The 8446-nt window shown below is 45.1% G+C and carries 5 protein-coding genes; 2 read left to right on the forward strand and 3 right to left on the reverse strand.

What is annotated here, in order from left to right; translation table 11 throughout:
- Positions 1-75 precede the first annotated feature (75 nt).
- Together QUB12_RS02050 and QUB12_RS02055 are read left to right on the forward strand one after the other, a co-directional pair.
- Entirely contained in the window at positions 76-408 is a 333-nt protein-coding gene (locus QUB12_RS02050; RefSeq protein ID WP_333305240.1) for a DUF433 domain-containing protein, read from the forward strand.
- 31 nt (positions 409-439) lie between these two features.
- The gene (locus QUB12_RS02055; protein ID WP_333138419.1) at positions 440-715 is read left to right on the forward strand and encodes a DUF5615 family PIN-like protein; all 276 of its coding nucleotides are present in this window, start codon (positions 440-442) and stop codon (positions 713-715) included.
- A gap of 195 nt (positions 716-910) precedes the next feature.
- Here QUB12_RS02055 and QUB12_RS02060 read toward each other — a convergent pair whose 3' ends face one another.
- The 3 genes from QUB12_RS02060 to QUB12_RS02070 all read right to left on the reverse strand — a co-directional run.
- Entirely contained in the window at positions 911-1597 is a 687-nt protein-coding gene (locus tag QUB12_RS02060; RefSeq protein WP_333305243.1) for a DALR anticodon-binding domain-containing protein, read from the reverse strand.
- 104 nt (positions 1598-1701) lie between these two features.
- Positions 1702-2490 carry a hypothetical protein gene (locus QUB12_RS02065; RefSeq protein WP_333305245.1) on the reverse strand — a complete coding sequence of 263 codons (789 nt, stop codon included), beginning with the start codon at positions 2488-2490 and terminating at the stop codon, positions 1702-1704.
- 150 nt (positions 2491-2640) lie between these two features.
- Positions 2641-8446 (reverse strand): peptidoglycan DD-metalloendopeptidase family protein (locus tag QUB12_RS02070; RefSeq protein WP_333305247.1); only part of this gene is annotated, 5806 nt, incomplete at its 5' end.

The following is an 8446-nucleotide window of genomic DNA, read 5'->3' on the forward strand; positions in this document are numbered from 1 at the left end:
GTTTTTAGCTGGCATTTTTGTAGAGATTGACTAAACTCCTTTTTTATTATACCCTATTTAAAGGTACAACAGCTTATGCCATCGGTAATCCAAGAACATATTGAAATTACTCCGGGTATTTGTGGCGGTAAACCACGTATAGCGGGACATCGGATTAGGGTTCAAGATGTTGTAATTTGGCACGAAAAGATGGGAATGTCTCCTGATGAAATTGTGTCGCGGTATCCCACAATTACTTTAGCAGATGTATACGCAGCCTTGACTTATTACCACGACCATCTTGAGGAAATTCGACAACAAATTCGAGATAGCGATGCTTTTGTGCGGGAATTGCAAGCAAAAACTCCTTCCAAGGTACAGCAGAAATTGACAGGGCAGAATCTGGGAAAAGATCCGATTTCATTGTGATGAACAAGTCGAACGGGCGATCGCAGAAGCTTTGAAAAGGCGCGGTATTGATGTCACGACTACACCAGAAGCACGGCTTTTAGGTGCTATGGATGAAGAACAGTTAGCTTTTGCAATTTCTCAAGGGCGAGTAATCTTTACCCAGGATGACGATTTTTTGGCAATTCATCAGCGGGGTTTAGAGCATTGCGGTATTGTTTACTGTCACCAAAACAGCCGTTCACTTGGTGAAATTGTGCGCGGTTTGATTCTGATTTGGGAGGTACTTGAACCGTCGGATATGCAGAACCATATAGAGTTTATTTGAAAAGGTCGATCGCCCTTTTTTGAGAAAAATTAATAAAGGTCGATCGCTCGATCGCACTCAGGACAGCCCGTCAGTTTTTGAGAAAAATTAATAAAGGTCGATCGCCCGATCGCACTCAGGACAGCCCGTCGCACTCAAAAACCAACCGTCACTTATCTATCTGGAAGAAGGCGCTAGTTTTATGCGAAACGCGGCCTAATCTTCAGAAAACTTGACAAATCGCAAATTTGAGTCGGGAAAAGTTGACTCAGGAAGGGCGATCGCCAAAACGTTCTCTAACAACTCAAAAATTGTTTGCTTCGCAGCTAACAAAAGGGCGCAGTTTTGCGGGTTGAGACTCAGGGAATCCAACGACGGAAGGCAGGTTTCGCTAATAGCTTCCAGGTGGCGGCAAACCAGATGGGGGGCAATTTCGGTGGCGCTTTGTTCAAGGATTTTGGGAACCGCTTGCAGAAGGTTGGCTAGGGTGGCGGCATCGGGAGATTCCCAGACATAATCTGCTAATGACATGAGTTTAGGTGCGTTTTCCGTAGGGGCAAACCCCCCGTGGTTGCCCTCATTAGTTTCTAGCTGAATGATGCCTCGATGCTGTGCTTGTTGCAGCAGGGTACAGCAACGAAGATATGCAGATCGAAGGCGATAGAGGCTATCTTGCGGGGTGGGTTTTCCTGCTGTGCTGATGTTAATGGGGGCAACTTCTGTGAGGGGAACTCGGAGGGAGTACCAGCGCAGTGCATCCATAGTCACGGCTTTGAGCAATTCTGCGGGGGCGATGTCAGGGATGCGATGGATTTGCTGGGTGGGTTTGTGGAAGGCGTAGAGTTTGAGGGGTTGAACGATGATGAATTGAAATTGCTCTTTGGTGTAGCCTAAGCATTGCATGGCGGCGGTGAGTAGGATGTCGTAGCCGGTGTAGGTGGTGGGACGAATGAGGATGATTTTGTCATAGCCTTGTTGGAATATTTGATGATAGCGGGTGATGTCTTCTAGGAGTTGGGTGAATTCGCCGTCGCGGTGTTGGAGAAATCTGTCTGGGACAATTTGACTAGCGATCGTTCCGCTTCTTCTGTCACAGAAACTTCTGGATGCTCTAAGAGTTTTTTTAAAAGGGATCTGCTACTTGGATTATTAATATACCCAAGCGCTTCTGCCACATTAGCCAATGGATTAGGTGTTTGTCTGTTAGACTCACAAATAAATTTATCCACCATACTCCAAGCGACTTCCGGATTCCACTTTGCAAGGACTGGTAACATTTGGCTCGCAAGATAGTATCGTTCTAATGACAACGAGCGTTTAATTGCTTCTTCTACTTCAGAAGCTAAATCAAAGAACTCACATCGCAATAGTGAAAATTTCAATTTACTTTCAAATTCAATATCACCATAAAGCTTGAGTAACTTACTGAATAATCTCTTTGTATCTTCACTTTTCTGACCAGAAAATCCAAAGAGGTAAACTGCGTAAGATAGCTCATCATATATGTTGTCGTAGCCATAAAGTCTATGAGGCACTAACTTTTGCATTTTGTGTACAGGCTCATCAATCATTTCCTCAATCTTAGCCAGACCCTCAAGATCGCCCCAAGCTGCTAATAAAATAGCGGATTGAAATACAATGTATAAGTCCTGAACTTGTAACAATTGTCGAAGTTTAGGAATCCTGTCTTGTAGAGGAGGGTCAATGAGTTGTACTTCATCCAAGCCAACTACTTCTCCCGATTCATCTGTGTAAAGTAACTGGTTGATGTTTGTCATAGCGATATCGGTGTTCATTTTTATTTACATCTGCTCCGGCTGTTATGAGGTACAGTAGCAGCAATTAGCCAACCAATTTATACAGAGGCTACCACTATATTTAGTGTACAAAATTACAGCAGTAACCGCTGTAATTAAATCGGATATTTAACTGCCACAGTAATTGTCTTAGGGTACAACATAGTCTGATGGAATGATTCCTTCGATTAATATTTCCTTATCTCGCGTGACATTCTCACGATCCATTTGAGCGCGTTCAAGACGTTGCAAATTTTTTGGAGTTTTATAGTCCTTATAGCGTAGCTTGGCATCATCTAGATGTTTTTGAACTGCCTTTACAATTTCATCATGTTCGACAATCTTAACATTCTTAATCTTGCCGTTAGCAATATCTTCCCTCAGTTTTCCAAGATTTAACTTTATTGTTTTATCCCCATACGACTTAGCACCTTCTGAATCTAACTTAAAAGAAGTGTAAGCACTATGACTCTTCGCCGGTTCTGAACCACGAATATGTGAGATGATATCCGCTTTTCCGTTAGGATTGGCAGGTATGATGTTCCCATCGGCATCGAAAGAAGATTTGAAGCGGTCTGGTTTTGTTCCTTGATTTGAATAAGGATTGTTGTCTTGGCGATAAGCGATAATATCCTTATTTTTAGAAGCTGCTTTCAGAACAGCATTCAACTTTGATGGGATAGAAGAACCAACCTTAGCTCCTACCCCTCCAGCTATTGCTCCCACACCAACATTTGCCACAATAGTGACAAGTTTACCGAGTGCATCACTATATTCACTGGCAAACCTTTCACCAACAAACTGTAACTGTTCATCTGTTGTAGAAGATTTAGCTCCTTCGTCCAGATTAGTAAAGGCTGTCTTAGCACTTTCATAGAGTGCTGTCAGTTCATCTCGGTTAAAATATAATGTCCCCATAATGGTTGCAAAAACGGCAGCAGCAGTTGCAAGTCCGGCAGGAATAGTAATACCCCAACCAGCAGCGGAGATAGCAGCACCAACAAAGCCAGCAATTACACCAGCAGCAAAGGAAACAGCAGCAGTTATCAGGAGTCCCCCAATAAATTCAGCAAACTTTATCCATAATGCTGGATTTGTCCAGAATGCTGGATTTGTTAAATTCTCAACCCATTCCTCGCCAGAATAGAAAAGTGCTTGGACGATATTGGCAACATAAGGAGTCCATTCATTAAGCTGGTCAGCAGCAACGTCAATCACATAGTCAATTATTTCTTCAACTACTTCAGTGACTTTTTGAAGTTCCTCTTTTGCCGACTGAAGTGCTTGATTTGCTTCCTTCAAAGCTTGTTCTACAGGAGCAAATGCCTCATTAATTCTGTCATCAACCCAACCTTCTATAAGCCCAGCAACAAAACCTAAGCCGATACTACTTAACTTGGCAAGTACCGCTTGAGTGACAGAGGCTGCACCTCCTAAAAAGTCACCATCCGTAACTTCATTAATGGCATTTCGCAGCTCATTTTTAGCCGTTGCATTTAAACCACCAATTACGCTACTAGAAATGCTGTCAATGATGCCATCTGTCTTGCTTTCTAGTTGAGATTTCAAGTTTGCAACTTTCTTCTCAGCCTCATCAACTTTATTTTGCAGAGGGCTGATAATACCGTCAAATTGGCTTCTGATTCCATCAGCAATTGCTTGATTCAGTCCCTTTAAGCTTTCTCTGCTAAGTTCAACAACTTCATTGGCAATTAGCTGACCTATTGGTAAGCTATCGTCTTCCTCATCGTAGTCGTAGTCATCATCACTACTCACATCATCATCAGTTGCAGAATCATCACTGCTCGAATCATTATCACCAGCGGTATCACCACCAATCACAAACGGAACTGTCTGCCCAAAGTAACCGCCAGCAGTAGGCTGGTGAACCTCAACGTGCAAGTGTGGCCCCGTACTCCAACCAGAATTACCACTGTAGCCAATTAACTCCCCTGCATTAACAGTATCTCCAACCTTCAAACCAATTCGCGAATTCGATCCCTGTTGCAAATGTAAGTAAGCAGAACGATAACCACCATCATGCTCAATCAGAACATAGTTGAAATTATTCCGATTTTCGTAACCCCCACCTGTATCGGGATACTTATCCACTACGCCAACAACTGTACCTGATCGCATTGCATAAACTGGCGTACCAATCGGAACACCAAAATCATAAGCATACTGTGATCGACCCGTGTGCGAAGTCGAGCCACCATTACCCTGCGTAACAGTTCCAGAACCATTTAGAGGATGAAGGAAACCGCGTAAAGGATTAGCTTCAGTTGGATTAGCATGAAGAGGAGTTTTAGGATTACCACCAATGCTAGTAGGTCGCCAACCTGGAGGTAAAGGTTGAGTTTGAGTAGCAGAAAGCTTGTGTTGGAACTTAACAACTAGGTCATAATCTGTCGTTACACCTTTAGGGCTATTGACTCGCAGCATATAAGTACCGGGAATCAAGTCAGCAATAATTTGCTCATCGGTAATTCCCTCCCGCATCGAATAGGCAATAGGTTCATTCCGCACATCGTACAGAACCAAATCTGCATCAGCCAACAGTTGTCTCAATTCAGCCGTAATCCGACCACCGCGAGACAGAGTAAACCGATAGTAGTCATCCGGCACTAAATTGCCAACAGTTTCACCCGTTAGAGATGTCTCAAACGGATTGACAGGCCCAAATTCAGGCATAGGCTTGGCAAGATACCACTCCAATCCTCCCTTACCTTGTTGCCGCGCAATTTCGGCTTGCCGCCGCAGTTCCGCCAACCGCGCCTGTTCGCGCTCGTATTCTTCCCGTTCCCGACGGCGGCGTTCTTGTTCCTCTGCTAGTCTTCGAGCCTGCTCTTCTAGCGCCCGTTGATTAGCCTCTGCCTCTTGCCGACGGCGTTCCTCATCTTGCCGTAGCCGTTCTTGTTCAGCCTGACTATTATTTAATTGGTCGATCTGAGCTTGGCGCTCTCTGGCTTCTCGTTCCTGCTGATCCCGTAATTCTTGTTCGCGTCGCTGGCGTTCAGCCTCTTGCTCTTGCTCATAACCAGGACGATGAACGGGAATTTGAATCGTGTCACCTTTATATATCCAGTAAGGAGCATCATAGATACCGTTGCGATCAGCAATCCATTTCCAGTAGTTGGCATTCCCCATTGTGCGCCGAGCAACTGCGCTGAGGCTATCGCCATCGATCGTAACTACATAATCTACCCAATCGTAATATTCACCATTACCATCGAACCGTTCCGCGTGCGCCCAAATTTCCGGTGCTACCGTAGCTGGATCGACGGTAGGAAGGTTTATTTCCCCGTCGTTGCGAAGTCTTGGATCTACTTCAGCTTGACGTTTCCACTGTTCCTCAAGCCACTCTTCAGTTACATTTGCTGGGTTAAACTGTTCACCAAACAAACCCCATTTCGGTGTAGCCTGATTCTGGTTAACTTGATAACCTAAATCAGCGAGAGATGCAATGGTAACAGCGCTAATAGGTGAAGTAACTTGACCATTTTCTCCTGGTTGAGAACCTAAATCAGAGGTCATTACCTCATTCTGAAATAGTGCCTCATTCCAGTGTAAATCCGCAGAACCATCTCCCTCAGTTTCTAAGGGAACATAATTTGTTGCACCACCTAATTTGGAGAACTCTTCAACCGCCTGATTCCCGTTATACTGAGCCAACGGCGTACCCGCATAATCAACCAAACCCTTAGCTTCCCAGAGATTCCCAAAGCCCAAAGCGTGCAGAAACTCATGTTGCACCACACTGAACAACTTCCCAGAACGCTCTAACTCGGCAATATCCGCAGCATCAAACTGCACTAAAGATTGAGCGGGCAACATACTTCCGTAGCGCATGAAATCAATTTTAGTTCGCGCTTGAGTGCCGCTCGCCCCGTCAATATTGGCAGTGGAAATCTTGATATTGATGTCGTCGATAATCTTGCCGTCAACCACTGCACTCGGCAACCCTTTGCCAATCAATCCAGCCACGCTTTTTGCTGCGGCTTGCATAATCGCCTGTTGCGAAGCACTCAGGGGCGTTTCATATTCCAAATCGATATTAAACGGCTCAGTGGCGGTACTCTCAAATCCAGAGAGAACGTAAGTTGCAGGAGTGGCATTCCGTTGATCTATCTTGACAATCACCTCTGCTGGTGCATTGGCTGGCAACTGCAATTTATGGCTGCCTTTGCTCAAAGATTGAGTCCCCAATATTTGTCCAGAAGTTGTCAGGTAGCTGACGGATAAGTCGCCTGAGAGGACGGAAAACTTAGCACCATTTAAGTAGCGACTGTCAACCCGATAAATATCCGACGGATCGACGCTGCTAACCTGATCGATGACATCTTCGGTAGCGGAAGGAATCAGTTGCGTTGCATTAGCAAGATTATTGCTGCCCCGATCGACATTTGTTTGAGGAATTCCAGGGACTGTAACCGCAGGAGGAGTCGGATCTCCTGGTAACTGCTTGGCACTCGGATGTTGAGAAATGAAGACATCAGTAATGGTTCGCAGTCCGGGTTTAATGGTGTAAAGTTCCGGTGTAGTTACCTTTGCCAACTGCACCGCAGCAGCAACATTCAGCAAACCCGACCCTGTTTGAGCGTCCCAATTAGGTCGATCGAGGTCAGTAGCAGTACGCTTGATAATATCAATTGCCTGAGTGTAATTCAGCTTGGGATTTGCTGCTAAAATTTGGGCGATCGCATTTGTGACTTCAACAGCAGCAACCTCTGTGCTAGATGTATTGTCGCTGCTACCGTTAGCGAGAATATCGAGAGTATTGCCACTACCAGAATAATCTGCCAATTTAAAGGCATTGGATAGTGCAACGGAATCGTTAAATCGTTGAGCCGCACCGACAGTAACTACGTTGTCAACTTCCTTAGATAATAGACCCAGAGCTGACATAGTGCCTGAGTTATCTCCAGCCGGAACAACAATAATAACATTGTTCTGATATGCGTAGGCGATCGCCGATCGTTCCGCCGCCGTTAATTCCTTGCGGGGAATCACAGTTTCATCAGGCTGAGTTTGAGTCAGGTTGATGTTAATATTCACAACGGCATGGGGTTGCTTGGATACCTTAGCAGCATCCACAAATTTAATCAGAGATTCTACCCACAGACTCGAATTATCTTGAGTGCGAACTACTGGCTGCGCCTGGTTACTATTAACTCCATTAGCTGATGGGGAAGGATTGTTTGTGCTATTTGCGGGTTTTTCCTCTGCAACGATCGGACTCTTTTCCTCAGCAGGATTATTGACAGTCAAGCCAGTATCAGTGATAAAACCTACCAAAGGGCGATCGGCTTTAGGAAACTCAAACTGTACTGGTTGAACAGGTTCGACTGGTTTAGGTGCGACTTTCACAACCATATCTTCCAGCCGCGAAATCAACGCCGCTGTATTATCCGAAATAGGAGTCGCCCCAGTTTGCTCCCTCAACTTCTCAGTCATGGTTTCCAAACGAGCAATCAAAGTGCGATCGATCGCATTTTCGGCAACAACATCAACACCACCCAAATTACTCAAACGCTGTTTAATGCTATCCAATCGCGCAACCCAATCAGCATTGACATCATTATTGTTTTGTGCTACTTCCTGCTTAACCGGTTCAGTCACCGCCGCAGTCGAATTATCCTCAGTTGGTTTTGCAACTGTTGGAGAAATTGGCAATGACTCTTTTGGTGCAGCATCATTAACACCCGCAGTCTCAGTCTGAGTAACTATCTCCTTGTTCCGCAAGTCTACAGCAGTATTCGTACCTACAACTGGCATAGTTTTCGCTGCTGTCGGCGGCACAATCGCTGGAGTTTCTTTCGGCTCAATAGCCACTGTTGGCTGACTTTCCTTCACCGACTCTACAGGATTTGCGGCTACAACAACTTGAGGAGTTTCAGTTTTCTCTACCTCAGTTACTAAAGCCGGCTTTGTTTCTACTTTCGCCTGAGTTTCC

The organism is Microcoleus sp. B7-D4 (assembly GCF_036705125.1).
GTDB lineage: Bacteria > Cyanobacteriota > Cyanobacteriia > Cyanobacteriales > Microcoleaceae > Microcoleus.